The sequence below is a fragment of the Alcanivorax borkumensis SK2 genome (assembly GCF_000009365.1).
GTDB lineage: Bacteria > Pseudomonadota > Gammaproteobacteria > Pseudomonadales > Alcanivoracaceae > Alcanivorax > Alcanivorax borkumensis.
In genome coordinates this window covers 599150-612449 of sequence record NC_008260.1, presented here as the reverse complement: position 1 = coordinate 612449, position 13300 = coordinate 599150, and the positions used below count along the sequence as shown (strand labels likewise).

Here is a 13300-nt window from a genome sequence, read left to right as displayed (position 1 = left end):
CGCAAATCCTCTCTTCTATTGTGACTTGCGGTCATCCCTAGCACACAGTTTCACCTGGCACAAATATTGCTTAGCGTGTAGATAGACTGCTATCCTGGGTTTTTTGGGGACTAGCAGAATACTGAGCAGTATGAAGCCCACACTACAATTACAAATTGGCCAGCAGCTCACCATGACACCGCAGCTGCAGCAGGCCATTCGCCTCTTGCAGCTATCCACTTTAGACCTGCGCCAGGAAATCCAGCAAGCAGTAGAGAGCAACCCCCTGCTGGAATTGGCAGACGATTTCGGTGACGATGCCCTCCCCGAGCATGACGAAGAACGTCAGGATGAAGAGCTCGACACCGACCGTGATAACGCCCTAGAAGAACTGATACAAGACGAGCCCGAGGTGGAAACCGAATGGGATGACGTCTATTCCGGCCAGAGCACCAGCAACAGCGCCGCACTCCCCGACGATGCCGACGAATGGCAGCAACGACACGCCGTTTCCGGCAACTTACAGGACCACTTGCTCTGGCAGCTAAACCTCACCCCCATGAGCGATGTAGACCGGATAATCGCCATAACGATTATCGAGTCCCTGGACGACCGTGGTTACATCACTGCCCCCCTAAGCGATATCGTCGACATGGTGAATGCCCAGCCAGACCTACTCACCGAAGGAGACGAACTGGAGCACGATGAAGTGCTTGCCGTGCAGCACCGGTTGCAACAGTTCGACCCGGTGGGCGTCGCCAGCGTCAACCTAGCTGACTGCCTCGGCGTCCAGCTGCGCCAACTGCCAGCGGACACCCCATTGCGCGACGAAGCCTCTGCCCTACTGGAACATCTGAACCTACTAGAAAAGCACGATTACACCGCACTGCGCCGCACCCTTCAACTCTCTGAAGAGGTCCTTCTAGAGGCTTTATCCCTACTGCGCACCCTGGACCCAGCCCCCGGTGAGCAAATTGGCGAACCTCAAGTGGACTACGCCGTTCCTGACGTGATCGTCCGCCAACATCAAGGTCGCTGGCAGGTGAGCCTAAACGACGACGTCCTTCCGCGGGTCAACCTGCAACAGCAATACGCGAGCATTGCCCGTACCACCAGCGGTGAAGACGGGCAATATTTGCGCAATTGCGTTCAAGAAGCGAAATGGTTCATCAAGAGCCTGCAAAGCCGCCACGACACTTTGCTCAAGGTGGCCACCCGCATCGTGGACGTGCAACAAGGGTTCTTCGATTATGGCGATGAAGCCATGAAACCCCTGGTTTTGGCGGATATTGCCGATGCTGTTGAAATGCATGAGTCAACCATCAGCCGGGTCACCAATCAGAAATACATGATGACACCACGCGGCGTCTTTGAGCTGAAATATTTCTTTTCCAGTCATGTGGGAACCGACGGCGGCGGTGAGTGTTCCTCCACTGCTATTCGTGCCATTATTAAGAAACTGGTCGCTGCAGAGAATCCCCGCAAGCCACTCAGTGATAACAAGCTGGCGAGCTTGCTCAATGAGCAGGGAATCAATGTAGCGCGCCGGACCGTCGCCAAATACAGAGAAGCGATGAGAATACCGTCTTCTAGCGCCCGTAAACGTTTAGTGTAGAGCGCCAGAACGGACCCAGGAACGCGGGGAAAACCTTGCGAGGCCAGCCTGAAAGGCTGAATAAACAAGGTCTTTATCCCGGGTTTCTCAAACAGGTAAAGGAGCCAGCCATGCAAATTAATATCAGCGGTCATCACCTGGAAATTACCGATGCCTTGCGCACTTATGTGGGAGATAAATTTTCCCGCCTTGAGCGCCATTTCGACCAAATTACCAGCATCCAGGTGATTCTTTCCCCGGAACCCAAAAGCCACAAAGCCGAGTCCACAATTCATATTTCCGGGGCCGATGTCTTTGCCACCGCTGAGGCAGATGACATGTATGCTGCGATCGATAAACTGACGGACAAATTGGATCGTCAGATTCTTAAACACAAAGAAAAAGCCGTCAGCCACAAGCACGGTCACTAACCCAAAGCGACAATTATGCGAGTTCGCGAACTACTGACTCTGGCCCGCACCCATCACGGCGTGCAGGCCAGCAGCAAGAAACAACTGCTTGACCAGGTTGCACAGCTGGCAGCTGCCAGCTGTGGCAGCCTTAATGAGCAGGAAGTCTTCGACGCTCTGGTCGCCCGGGAAAAACTGGGCTCCACGGGCATTGGCGAAGGCATTGCCATTCCTCATTGTCGACTAGGACATTGCCAACAGGCTGTAGGCCTGTTGTTAAAACTAGAAACCCCCATTGATTTCGACGCCGTTGACGGTCAGCCTGTGGATTTGGTGTTTGTATTACTCGTCCCCCAGGACAACCCGGAACAACATCTCAAAACCCTCAGCCATCTGGCCTCCCTGTTCAACGACGAGACTTACCGTACAGAACTGCGACGCAGCATTGACAACCAGCAGCTCTACCAGGCGGCGATAGAATCTGAGGCAGAGTTACGATTGGCATCATGAAGCAACACAGCAGGCTCTCGCGCATTATGCCGCGCATCCAAAACACGTCCTCACCTATCGGTCTTGCGTTCCAATATACTGCGAGCCACCCGCGAGCGGTGCAACCATGAAACTCACCATTATCAGTGGGCGCTCCGGTTCAGGGAAAACCACCGCGCTGCAGGCACTGGAAGATCAAGGCTTTTACTGCGTCGACAACTTGCCAGTCGGCATGCTACCCACCCTGGCAAAACAACTCAGTGAAGGCGACCCCCCAATTGAGCGGGTCGCCGTTGGTATTGATGCTCGCAACCTCCCCGCCCAGTTACTGGCCTTCGACAACATTCTTCACGCACTTAATGAACAGCAGGTTCGCAGCGAAATCATCTACTTAGATGCGGATGATCACACTCTTCTTACTCGCTTCAGCGCTACCCGTCGCCGCCACCCACTGGGCACCGATCAACGCTCTCTGGCCGACGCCATCGGCCATGAACGTGAGCTACTGGCCAACATCCGCCAACGTGCCGACCTAGTCATCGACAGCAGCAACCATGACGTCCACACCCTGCGCAATCTCATGCGTGAACGGGTAGCTCGCCGTGAAGCCACACTGTCATTGCAACTGGAATCCTTTGGCTTCAAGAATGGCCTGCCCACCGATGCCGACCTTGTGTTCGATGTGCGAGTGCTGCCCAATCCTCACTGGCATGCAGACCTGCGTCCTTTCACCGGCAAGGATGACTGCATTATCGAGTTTCTTAGCCAGCACCAGGCCAGTCACGACATGCTCAAAGATATTGGCGATTTCGTTGTGCGCTGGCTACCGGCCTTTGCCAACAGCGACCGCAGCTATGTCACCGTGGCGATCGGTTGCACCGGCGGCCGCCATCGCTCCGTCTTCATCACCGAACAGCTGGCAAAAAATCTGCGCGCAGAAGGCATTGTCCTTCAGGTCCGCCATAGGGAACTCTAACCCAGCAAGCAGCCACCTCCTCCGACCACAAGATGACCGATGATTGAAAAACAACTCGATGTAATCAACAAACTCGGCCTGCATGCCCGCGCTGCCGCCAAAGTAGTCAGCGTGGCATCACGCTACAACAGCAGCATCCTAGTACTGCACAAAACGCAGACCATCGACGCGAAAAGCATCATGGGCTTGCTCATGCTCGGGGCGGCCAAGGGAAGCCGCATCACCTTTCGAGTGGAGGGCGATGATGAACAACAGGCTATGGACGAACTGAAAGACTTGTTCTCTCGCCGTTTTGACGAAGGAGAATAGACGCAGATCAAGGTTTTGTATCGTATACAGGGTTTATATCGATCACTTATTGCGCTCCCGCCTTTGCAGCTGTAACTATCCTAAACAGGCTTGTTAACAAGCCGCCCCCGTCATACAACCATGAGGCAGGGAGGTCCTATGGTTGCAGAAGGAATGGCACGTGCGGAGCAACGCCGCGCGCTAGTCTTCTCGACCTTTGCGTTCACCCTCTGTTTTGCAGTATGGACAATGCTGTCCATACTCGGGTTACAGATTAAGGATGAACTGAACCTCACCGATACCCAGCTGGGCCTGCTCATGGCAACCCCAGTGCTTACCGGCTCCATCAGCCGATTATTTCTTGGTTACCTAACCGATCGTTTTGGCGGCCGCAAGGTGTTCAGTCTGCTGATGCTGCTCACTGGCGTCTTTGTCTTCCTGCTGTCTCTGGCCAACACCTACTGGTTACTACTGCTCGGTGCGCTGGGCGTTGGCCTAGCCGGTGGCTCCTTTATTGTTGGGGTGGCTTACACTTCCGCCTGGTATCCCCCCGAGAAACAAGGTACCGCGCTGGGCATCTTCGGGGCCGGCAATGTGGGCTCGGCAATCACTAGCCTGTGCGCGCCCTCCCTGCTACTGGCCTTGGGCTGGACCGGTACCGCCCAGCTTTACGCGGTAGTTATCGCCGCCAGCGGGATATTTTTTCTGCTGTTCGCCCGCACTGACCCCCTAAGCCAGCAGCGTGCTGCCAACCCGGTCTCTCTTAAAGAGCAATTTGCTCCGCTTGGCGAACTACGAGTATGGCGCTTTTCCCTCTATTACTTCTTTGTGTTTGGTGGTTTCGTCGCTCTAGCGCTGTGGCTGCCTCACTATCTGGTGGAAGTCTACGGCTTGAGCATTACTGTCGCAGGTGTTGTGGCCGCCCTGTACACCATTCCCGCCTCACTATTCCGGATTCTCGGAGGCTGGCTGTCCGACCGCTACGGGGCCCGAAAAGTGATGTACTGGACCCTAGTCGTGTCAGTGCTGTGCTGCTTCCTGCTCAGCTACCCACCCACCGACTACGTCATTGATGGCGTCAACGGAAAATTACGCTTCTCCATGGCCATGGGACTGATCGGCTTTATTCCCCTAACTATGGTATTGGGCTTTTTCATGTCCCTGGGTAAAGCGGCAGTGTTCAAACACATCCCGGCCTACTACCCCAACAATGTGGGTACCGTGGGCGGCCTGGTGGGCATGGTCGGCGGGCTCGGCGGCTTCCTGCTGCCCCTCACCTTCGGCATGCTCAACGATGTCATTGGCATCTGGCAAAGCAGCTTCATGCTGCTGTTCCTAGTCTCGGCCTTTGCGCTACTGTGGATGCATTACTCCATTCTGCGCGCCAACAGAATAGAACTGGGCGAAGATATACAAAGCCGCGACCTGCCCGAGCTCTCTACCCCAAAAGCATTCGTACTGGATGACTGGCGTCCGGAAGAACCCGCCTTCTGGGAAGAACAAGGCAAGCGTATTGCTCAGCGCAACCTATGGATATCCATTCCTTGCCTGATACTGGCATTTTCAGTGTGGATGGTGTGGTCTGTGGTCGTTGCCAAATTACCCAGCGTGGGCTTTGACTACAGCCCCAACCAACTGTTCTGGCTCGCTGCTCTGCCCGGGTTATCCGGGGCGACTCTGCGAATCTTCTACAGCTTTATGGTGCCAATATTTGGCGGGCGGCGCTGGACCGCTCTTTCCACCGCGTCACTACTGCTGCCGGCATTGTGGATTGGTGTGGCAGTGCAAAACCCAAACACCTCTTACCTGGTCATGCTGATCCTGGCTCTGCTATGCGGTTTTGGTGGCGGCAACTTTGCTTCCAGCATGGCCAACATTTCTTTCTTCTATCCCAAGCATGAGAAAGGCAAGGCCATGGGCCTTAATGCTGGGCTAGGAAACTTGGGGGTCAGCCTGATGCAATTTGTGGTGCCCCTGATCATCACCACCGGGGTATTCAGCTTCGTGGCAGGTGGCCCACAAATTACCGCTAGCAACGACGCCATATGGTTGCAGAACGCCGCCTTTGTCTGGGTCCCCTTCATTGTCTTGGCAACCATTGCCGCCTGGTTTGGAATGAACGATATCGCCAGTGCGCAATCTTCGTTTAAAGACCAAGCCACCATTTTCCAGCGTAAGCACAATTGGCTAATGTGCGTGCTCTACACCGGAACGTTTGGCAGTTTTATCGGCTTTTCCGCCGGCTTCCCGTTACTCAGCGCCAACCTGTTCCCAGAAGTCGATGCTCTCAAGTATGCCTTTCTTGGCCCACTGGTTGGCGCCCTTAGCCGCGCGTTTTCAGGCGGCGTTGCCGACCGCTTTGGCGGCGGCAAGGTCACATTATGGGTCTTTATCGGCATGATCGTTGGCGTGAGCGGGACGCTGTTTTTCCTGCAAAAAGAAAGTTTTCAGGGTTTCTTTTTCATGTTCCTGTGGCTGTTCTTCGTTTCCGGGGTAGGCAACTCCAGCACGTTCCAAATGATCCCCACCATTTTCTCCACCTCGATCCCGCGCATCATGCCTTCGCTACCGCAAGACCAGCAGCGTATTCAAATCGAGCGTGAATCAGCGGCCACCGTAGGCTTCACCTCGGCTATCGCCGCCTACGGGGCCTTCTTCATCCCCAAGGCGTTCGGCACATCACTGAGTCTAAGCGGTAATGCCAATGTGGCGCTGTACGGTTTCATTCTCTTTTACGTGTTGTGCCTGGGTATTACTTGGTTCTACTACACACGCAAGAAGGCTGAGATTCCGTGTTGAGCGCCTGATATTCAACATCCATAGGGAGACATCCATGAGCCACTTTCTCGATCGTCTGAAGTACTTGGGAAAAAAACCAACCGACTTTTCAGACAAACACGGGGAGACCCGTGACGAGGACCGGCATTGGGAAGACGGCTATCGAAGCCGCTGGCAGCACGACAAAATCGTGCGCTCTACCCATGGAGTGAACTGTACCGGATCCTGCAGCTGGAAAATCTACGTCAAAAACGGCCTGGTGACCTGGGAAACTCAGCAGACGGATTACCCCCGTACTCGCCCCGACTTACCTAATCATGAACCCCGAGGCTGTCCACGTGGGGCCAGTTATTCTTGGTACCTATACAGCGCCAATCGCCTAAAGTACCCCCTAATTCGACAGACCTTGCTGAAATTGTGGCGCGACGCCATTAAGGAACACTGCGATCCAGTGGATGCATGGGCTTCCATCATGGAAACCCCGGACAAAGCGCAGCAATACAAACAAGCCCGCGGCATGGGCGGTTTTGTGCGCGGCGACTGGGACGAAATGAACCGTATCATTGCCGCGGCTAACATTTATACCGCCAAACAATATGGACCTGATCGGATCATCGGTTTTTCTCCGATCCCAGCCATGTCCATGGTGTCCTATGCTTCCGGGGCTCGCTACCTGTCACTGATCGGCGGGGTCTGCCTGTCCTTCTACGACTGGTACTGCGACCTCCCCCCCGCCAGCCCACAAACCTGGGGCGAACAGACCGATGTGCCAGAATCCGCCGACTGGTACAACAGTGGCTATATCATTGCCTGGGGCTCCAACGTACCTCAAACCCGGACCCCGGATGCTCACTTCTTCACCGAAGTACGCTACAAAGGCACCAAGACCGTGGCCATCACGCCCGACTATGCCGAAGTTTCCAAATTGTGTGACGAATGGCTGAGCGCCAAGCAGGGCACAGATGCCGCCCTGGGGTTAGCGATGGGGCATGTCATCCTCAAGGAATTCCATCTCAACAATCCCAGTGAATATTTCACCGACTATGTACGGCGCTACACCGACATGCCCTTCCTGGTGGAACTGGAACCCCGTGACGACGGCAGCTACGTTCCCGGTCGTCAACTCCGCGCCAGTGATTTCGACGCATCCCTCGGACAGGACAACAACCCGGAATGGAAAACCGTGGTGTGGGACCCTGCCCGAGATGCCCCAGCGGTTCCGCGAGGCTCCATTGGTTTCCGTTGGGGCGAAAAGGGAAAATGGAACCTAGAACCACTAGACGCCGCCGGCAATAGCATCACGCCACTACTCACTCTGGCCGATCACCATGACAACATCGCCAAAGTGGCGTTCCCCTATTTCGGCGGCATCGCACGTGAACATTTCAATCACGTGGCCGGTGACGACATCCTCCACCACTCGCTGCCCGCCAAGCAACTATCCCTAGCAGATGGGCGACAGGCGCTGGTAGTCACCGTGTTTGATCTGATGTGTGCAAACTATGGCATCGACCGAGGGTTCGGAGACGATGACGGTGCCACCCATTACCGCCAACTCAAACCTTACACCCCCGCTTGGCAAGAACAAATTACCGGGGTCCCCGCTGAACAAGTAGCACGGATTGCCCGGGAGTTCGCCGACAACGCTGACAAGACTCGGGGCCGCTCCATGATCATTGTCGGTGCCGGCATGAACCACTGGTACCACATGGACATGAATTACCGAGGGCTGATCAACATGCTGATCCTGTGTGGCTGTATTGGTCAGAGCGGCGGCGGCTGGGCCCATTATGTAGGCCAAGAAAAACTGCGTCCGCAAACCGGCTGGTTGCCTCTGGCCTTTGGCCTGGATTGGACCCGTCCGCCCCGACACATGAACGGCACCTCGTTTTTCTATAATCATTCAAGCCAGTGGCGTTACGAAAAGTTGGACGTCAGCGAGCTGCTATCGCCGCTGGCCAAACCAGAGGATTACCAGGGCAGCCTGGTGGATTTCAATGTACGCGCCGAACGCATGGGTTGGCTGCCTTCAGCCCCCCAACTCGGGCGCAACCCGTTACAGATTGCCCGGGAGGCACAAGCGGCAGGAAAACCCGTTACAGATTATGTAGTGGAACAGCTCAAGTCTGGCAACCTGCGTTTTGCCGCTGAACAACCGGATGACCCAAAAAACTTTCCACGCAACATGTTCGTCTGGCGCTCCAATCTTCTGGGCAGCTCCGGCAAAGGCCACGAATACATGCTCAAGTACTTACTTGGCACCCGCCATGGCCTTCAAGGCAAGGACCTGGGCGAAATGGATGGCAACAAGCCCATGGAGGTGGACTGGGTCGAGCAGGCACCGGAGGGCAAGGTGGATCTATTCACCACGCTGGATTTCCGCATGTCCACCACCTGCCTGTATTCCGACATTGTTCTGCCTACGGCCACCTGGTACGAAAAAAACGACCTGAACACCTCAGACATGCACCCTTTTATTCACCCACTCACCGCAGCCACCGATCCGGCTTGGCAATCGCGCAGCGACTGGGAAATTTACAAAGGTATCGCCCGCACTTTTTCACAACTGTGCCCCGGTCATCTGGAGGAAGAAACCGACGTGGTCACTCTGCCACTACAACACGACGCCCCGTCAGAACTATCGCAAAGCTGCGTACAGGACTGGAAAAAAGGCGAATGTGACCTGATCCCCGGCAAAACCATGCCTTCACTGGTTGAAGTCAAGCGGGACTACCCCGCAACCTATGAGCGTTTCACCGCCTTGGGACCGTTACTGGATAAACTAGGCAATGGCGGCAAGGGCATCTCCTGGAACACCGACAAGGAAATCCAGTTCCTCGGCGAACTCAATCACACCAAGCAGGACGGCCCGGCCAAAGGGCGGCCAAAAATTGAAACCGCCATTGACGCCGCCGAAGTCATCCTCTCTCTTGCACCAGAAACCAATGGCCAGGTCGCCATAAAAGCCTGGCAGGCATTATCAGAATTTACCGGTCGAGAACACGCACACTTGGCGCGCCCTAAAGAAGAAGAAAAAATTCGTTTCCGAGATATTGTCGCGCAACCGCGTAAAATTATCTCCAGCCCTACCTGGTCAGGTTTAGAGGATGAGCACGTCTCCTACACCGCAGGCTACACCAATGTGCACGAGCTGATCCCTTGGCGAACCCTCACTGGCCGCCAGCAACTCTACCAAGACCACCCCTGGATGCGAGCTTTTGGTGAAAGCCTGCTGGTTTACCGTCCTCCCATCGACACCAAAGCCGTGGCCAGTGCATTCAGCGTGCCCAACGGCAACCCAGAGAAGGCTCTCAATTTCCTGACGCCGCACCAGAAGTGGGGCATTCACTCCACTTACAGTGACAACCTGCTAATGCTGACGCTAAATCGCGGAGGCCCTGTGGTATGGCTATCCGAAAGTGATGCAGCTGACATTGGTGTGGCCGACAACGACTGGGTTGAACTGTACAACGCCAATGGCTCCATCGCTGCCCGCGCAGTAGTCAGTCAGCGGGTAAAGGACGGCATGGTAATGATGTATCACGCCCAGGAGCGCAATGTGAACGTGCCTGGCTCAGAAATCTCCGGCACCCGTGGCGGCATTCATAACTCTGTAACCAGAGTCTGCCCTAAACCCACCCACATGATCGGTGGCTACGCTCAACTAGCCTACGGATTCAACTACTACGGCACCGTCGGTTCCAACCGCGACGAATTCGTCATGGTCCGCAAAATGCGCAATGTGAACTGGCTGGACGGTGAAGGTCACGACAGCATACAAGAGGCCGTAAAATGAAAATTCGCTCCCAGGTCGGTATGGTGCTCAATCTCGACAAGTGCATTGGCTGTCATACCTGTTCCGTCACTTGCAAAAACGTATGGACCAGCCGGGAAGGTGTGGAATACGCCTGGTTCAATAATGTGGAAACAAAACCGGGCATTGGCTACCCGAAAGAATGGGAAAATCAAAAAAAATGGAACGGTGGATGGATGCGGCGGCTTGGCGATGGGAAAATCGAGCCTCGTATCGGCGGCAAGTGGCGAGTGTTGGCCAACCTATTTGCCAACCCGGATTTACCGGAAATTGATGACTATTACGAGCCCTTCGATTTTGACTATCAGCACCTGCATACGGCCAAGGCCGGCAAGCATCAACCCGTTGCACGGCCCCGATCGCTAATTACGGGCAAACGTATAAAAAAAATAGAATGGGGTCCCAACTGGGAAGAAATCCTCGGCACCGAGTTTGCCAAACGCCGCAAAGACATCAACTTCGAACAAGTTCAGGCAGACATCTACGGCCAGTTTGAAAACACCTTCATGATGTATCTGCCACGGCTATGCGAGCACTGCCTAAACCCTACCTGTGTTGCCTCCTGTCCCAGTGGCGCTATCTACAAGCGAGAAGAAGATGGCATCGTATTGATTGACCAGGACAAGTGCCGCGGCTGGCGCATGTGCGTATCGGGCTGTCCCTACAAGAAAATTTACTACAACTGGAAAAGCGGAAAATCAGAGAAATGCATCTTCTGCTACCCACGTATCGAAGCAGGGGAGCCCACCGTCTGTTCGGAAACCTGTGTTGGCCGCATTCGTTATCTAGGCATACTGCTCTACGATGCCGACCGGATTTCCGAGGTAGCGAGCACCGCCGACGAACGCGACCTATACCATCGACAACGGGATATTTTCCTTGATCCCAACAACCCAGAAGTCATCGCCCAGGCACAACGCGACGGAATCTCTGACAACGTCATTGCCGCAGCCCAGGCTTCGCCTGTGTACAAACTAGCCATGGACTGGGGGCTCGCCCTGCCCCTTCACCCGGAATATCGCACCTTGCCCATGGTCTGGTATGTCCCTCCACTCTCCCCAATCCAGTCAGCTGCGCAAGCCGGCAAGATCGAATACGACGGTGTACTGCCGCGTATCGAGTCCTTACGAATTCCAGTGCGGTATCTAGCAAATATGCTCACCGCGGGTGAAGAACAACCCGTAGTGCTGGCCCTCAAGCGCCTGATGGCCATGAGAGTTTACATGCGTGACAAGCATGTGGAAGGTCACATCAATAAGGAAGTCGTTGATGCCGTAGGCCTAAGTGAACAGCAGGTGGAAGAAATGTATCGCTATCTGGCCATCGCCAACTACGAAGATCGCTTCGTGATTCCCTCCAGCCACCGCGAACAGGCGCGTGAAGCCTTTCCGGAACGCGGCGGCTGCGGTTTCAGTTTCGGCGACGGTTGCCACAGCGGCCAAAGCAAAAGCAACCTCTTCGGAGCCCGCCCGCAAACACGCACTCTGGTCAGCCCCCAGACCTATGACCCGCAGGAGAGCCCCCATGAATGAGCCCATTCAACGCACCCTACGGGTGCTAGCCCGGCTGCTGGATTACCCCCAGGCTGAACTGCAAGACGCCAGCGAAACGATGCAGGCCATCATCCAGGCTGATCCGCGCCTGTGCGCCAAGCGCAAACAGGCATTAAACGCCTGGTGTGAACAAATCCAACATAATGAGCTGCTCGACCAGCAAGCGGAGTACGTGGCCCTGTTCGACAAGGGGCGCTCCACCTCTCTACTGCTATTCGAGCATGTTCACGGCGAATCGCGTGACCGTGGACAAGCCATGGTCGACCTGATCAATGAATACGCGCAGGCTGGCCTGATACTCGATAGTCGGGAACTGCCTGATTACCTGCCGCTGTTTCTGGAATACTTGTCCACACGTGACGAAACCACCATCGGCCAGTGGCTTGGCGATATTCGTCACATTCTGGCCCTTCTTACCGCTCGGCTGGAAGAACGCGATGCACCGCACGCACTCGTTACCCGCACCCTGCTCGCACTGATTGGCGCCGAGCAAGACGTGGCCCTCCATCGCCAAACCGTCAGTGAGGAAAAACCGGATCATACCCCCGAGGCACTGGATGCGGTCTGGGAGGAAGAGGCTGTTCGGTTCCATGCGGACTCAAATCAAGATTGCGGCAGCCAAACCGCCCAGCAACAACACCTGACCCAGCACCGTCACCGCGTGCAGACTCAAACAGTCACCATTAAGGATTCCACCCGCCCTGCGGCTGGAGGGCACCATGGATAACCTCTCCCAATATCTGAATACCGTCCTGTTCGGTCTTTACCCCTACTTTGCCGTCACCGTATTTCTGGTCGGCAGCCTGCTGCGCTTCGACCACGGCCAGTACACATGGAAAACCGGTTCCAGCCAGATGCTTTCCAGCCGCCACATGCGCCTGGCCAGCAACTGCTTCCATGTGGGCATTCTGGTGATTTTCTTCGGCCATCTAGTGGGATTACTGACCCCGCACTGGGCCTACGAATGGATTATTAGTCCGGGAAACAAGCAAATTATGGCGATACTGGTGGGCGGCATCGCCGGCATTTTTTGTTTCATCGGTGGCGCCATGCTGCTCTGGCGACGACTGTCCAATCCCCGTGTACGTGCCACATCCAGCGCGATGGATACCTTCATCATTTTTCTACTCGTGGTGCAGGTCACGTTAGGGCTGGGCACTATTATTCCCGCCATGGATCATCTCGACGGTGGGGTTATGCTGCAACTGGCAAACTGGGCACAGTCCATCGTTTTCTTTAAAGGTAATGCAGCGGTTCACCTGCAAGGTATCAACTGGGTCTACAAGATTCATATCCTTATCGGGCTCACCCTCTTTTTGCTCTTTCCCTTCAGCCGCCTAGTGCATGTATGGAGCGTGCCGCTGGGCTACCTGTTCCGCCGCTACCAAATTGTTCGTCGCCGCGGATAATCACACCAAT

Annotated in this window: 10 protein-coding genes; all 10 read left to right on the top strand. The window is 55.2% G+C overall.

All coding sequences use genetic code 11. The annotated features are described in order from the left end of the window. The first annotated feature begins 130 nt into the window (after positions 1 to 130). The 10 genes from ABO_RS02865 to narI all read left to right on the top strand — a co-directional run bounded on the left by ABO_RS02865 (position 131) and on the right by narI (position 13290). Positions 131 to 1594, top strand: coding sequence for an RNA polymerase factor sigma-54 (locus tag ABO_RS02865; RefSeq protein ID WP_035460588.1), 1464 nt, complete (start codon positions 131 to 133; stop codon positions 1592 to 1594). A gap of 110 nt (positions 1595 to 1704) precedes the next feature. Continuing rightward, positions 1705 to 2004, top strand: a complete 300-nt coding sequence (hpf, locus tag ABO_RS02860) for a ribosome hibernation-promoting factor, HPF/YfiA family (protein ID WP_011587837.1) — start codon at positions 1705 to 1707, stop codon at positions 2002 to 2004. A gap of 15 nt (positions 2005 to 2019) precedes the next feature. Beyond that, complete coding sequence (ptsN, locus tag ABO_RS02855; RefSeq protein WP_011587836.1) at positions 2020 to 2493, top strand: PTS IIA-like nitrogen regulatory protein PtsN; 474 nt, start codon at positions 2020 to 2022, stop codon at positions 2491 to 2493. Positions 2494 to 2599: 106 nt separating this feature from the next. Next, on the top strand, positions 2600 to 3448 hold the full coding sequence (gene rapZ / locus ABO_RS02850; RefSeq protein WP_011587835.1) for an RNase adapter RapZ: 849 nt from the start codon (positions 2600 to 2602) through the stop codon (positions 3446 to 3448). A 39-nt stretch (positions 3449 to 3487) separates the two neighbouring features. Then, positions 3488 to 3757: an HPr family phosphocarrier protein gene (locus ABO_RS02845; RefSeq protein WP_011587834.1), complete on the top strand. Its 270-nt coding sequence runs from the start codon at positions 3488 to 3490 to the stop codon at positions 3755 to 3757. Between the two features lie 138 nt (positions 3758 to 3895). Then, the gene (locus ABO_RS02840) at positions 3896 to 6535 is read left to right on the top strand and encodes a nitrate/nitrite transporter (RefSeq protein ID WP_011587833.1); all 2640 of its coding nucleotides are present in this window, start codon (positions 3896 to 3898) and stop codon (positions 6533 to 6535) included. Between the two features lie 34 nt (positions 6536 to 6569). Beyond that, positions 6570 to 10310 (top strand): nitrate reductase subunit alpha, encoded by a 3741-nt coding sequence (locus ABO_RS02835; RefSeq protein ID WP_011587832.1) that lies wholly within the window; start codon positions 6570 to 6572, stop codon positions 10308 to 10310. Then, positions 10307 to 11860 (top strand): nitrate reductase subunit beta, encoded by a 1554-nt coding sequence (gene narH / locus ABO_RS02830; RefSeq protein ID WP_011587831.1) that lies wholly within the window; start codon positions 10307 to 10309, stop codon positions 11858 to 11860. Before ABO_RS02835 ends, narH begins: the two co-directional genes overlap by 4 nt. Continuing rightward, positions 11853 to 12608, top strand: coding sequence for a nitrate reductase molybdenum cofactor assembly chaperone (gene narJ / locus ABO_RS02825; RefSeq protein ID WP_041704852.1), 756 nt, complete (start codon positions 11853 to 11855; stop codon positions 12606 to 12608). The genes narH and narJ overlap by 8 nt, the downstream gene beginning before the upstream one ends. Then, positions 12601 to 13290, top strand: a complete 690-nt coding sequence (gene narI / locus ABO_RS02820) for a respiratory nitrate reductase subunit gamma (RefSeq protein WP_011587829.1) — start codon at positions 12601 to 12603, stop codon at positions 13288 to 13290. The genes narJ and narI overlap by 8 nt, the downstream gene beginning before the upstream one ends. The last annotated feature ends 10 nt before the right edge of the window (positions 13291 to 13300 follow it).

Excerpts from the sequence above, each read along its gene's own strand:
- ABO_RS02845 (WP_011587834.1), top strand. The coding sequence starts at position 3,488 with ATGATTGAAAAACAACTCGATGTAATCAACAAACTCGGCCTGCATGCC.
- ABO_RS02840 (WP_011587833.1), top strand. The coding sequence starts at position 3,896 with ATGGTTGCAGAAGGAATGGCACGTGCGGAGCAACGCCGCGCGCTAGTC.
- hpf (WP_011587837.1), top strand. The coding sequence starts at position 1,705 with ATGCAAATTAATATCAGCGGTCATCACCTGGAAATTACCGATGCCTTG.
- narI (WP_011587829.1), top strand. The coding sequence starts at position 12,601 with ATGGATAACCTCTCCCAATATCTGAATACCGTCCTGTTCGGTCTTTAC.
- ABO_RS02865 (WP_035460588.1), top strand. The coding sequence starts at position 131 with ATGAAGCCCACACTACAATTACAAATTGGCCAGCAGCTCACCATGACA.
- ptsN (WP_011587836.1), top strand. The coding sequence starts at position 2,020 with ATGCGAGTTCGCGAACTACTGACTCTGGCCCGCACCCATCACGGCGTG.
- narH (WP_011587831.1), top strand. The coding sequence starts at position 10,307 with ATGAAAATTCGCTCCCAGGTCGGTATGGTGCTCAATCTCGACAAGTGC.
- ABO_RS02835 (WP_011587832.1), top strand. The coding sequence starts at position 6,570 with ATGAGCCACTTTCTCGATCGTCTGAAGTACTTGGGAAAAAAACCAACC.
- rapZ (WP_011587835.1), top strand. The coding sequence starts at position 2,600 with ATGAAACTCACCATTATCAGTGGGCGCTCCGGTTCAGGGAAAACCACC.
- narJ (WP_041704852.1), top strand. The coding sequence starts at position 11,853 with ATGAATGAGCCCATTCAACGCACCCTACGGGTGCTAGCCCGGCTGCTG.